This window comes from Ruegeria sp. BG11 (genome assembly GCF_056538565.1).
This window is the reverse complement of record NZ_JBQFTH010000053.1, coordinates 1-709: the sequence shown is the minus strand read 5'-3', so window position 1 is coordinate 709 and position 709 is coordinate 1. Positions and strand designations below refer to the sequence as shown.

At 58.8% G+C, this 709-nt stretch carries 3 protein-coding genes; 2 read left to right on the top strand and 1 reads right to left on the bottom strand.

From position 1 onward, the window contains the following. The coding region (locus ACR0JF_RS23350; protein ID WP_480670131.1) for a hypothetical protein at positions 1-189 on the top strand (189 nt) is incomplete at its 5' end. Next, on the top strand, positions 186-365 hold the full coding sequence (locus ACR0JF_RS23345) for a hypothetical protein (protein WP_480669368.1): 180 nt from the start codon (positions 186-188) through the stop codon (positions 363-365). The genes ACR0JF_RS23350 and ACR0JF_RS23345, both read left to right, overlap by 4 nt. Positions 366-514: 149 nt before the next feature. On the opposite strand, the gene ACR0JF_RS23340 is transcribed toward ACR0JF_RS23345, so the two are convergent. Then, positions 515-709: hypothetical protein (locus ACR0JF_RS23340; protein ID WP_480670129.1), on the bottom strand; the 195-nt coding region annotated here is incomplete at its 5' end.

Genomic DNA, 709 nt, shown 5'->3' with positions numbered 1-709 from the left:
CTGATCAGTGACGGAAAGGGCTCTGCCATTGTCTCCACAAGGCTCGACCTTCCCGCGCCATTTTACCGGGTGCTGTCGGCCACAGGTGACAGCATTGCCGAGATGGACCAGCTGCGCGCCAGGTACGGCGAAACCGGCTGGCTCGATGCCTTCATGACCCCCACCCCCTCAGAGGAGCATTTCCAATGATCCGCATACCTGTTGTCCTCATCCTTGCCCTGCCCCTGCTCGGGGCCTGCACGATTGCCGGGGATGTCGTCAATCCGCCGCGCGAGCTGAAGGCCAGGTGCAACATCTCGGAGGCTGAGCCCGTGCCTCAAACCGGCCTCGCAACAACCCCGCCCCTCAGTATCGGCAAAGTGTGAGGGGCCGGATCATGATGTCACGAGCAATCAAACCCGTGCTTGTTCTCGCAAGCTGTGCGGTGGCCCTTCCAGTGGCTGCGCAAAACTGTCCGACCCATGGCGGGCCGCACGTAAAGATCGAGCTTCGGGAGATTTTGGAGAATGCCGGGTTACAGCACGATCCCGCCGTTCAGAAGCACATCGACCAGCTGCGCGAGATGCTGGCTCCAAATGCGCTGAGCAAAGAAGAGGCGGACGCACTGTTTTCCAAGATCATCAATTCGAAAGGAACTACGAATGGCCACTAATAGTTTTACCAATGCCATCGTCGTCTTCGCGTTTGCCTGCACCGGGATTGTAGCAAT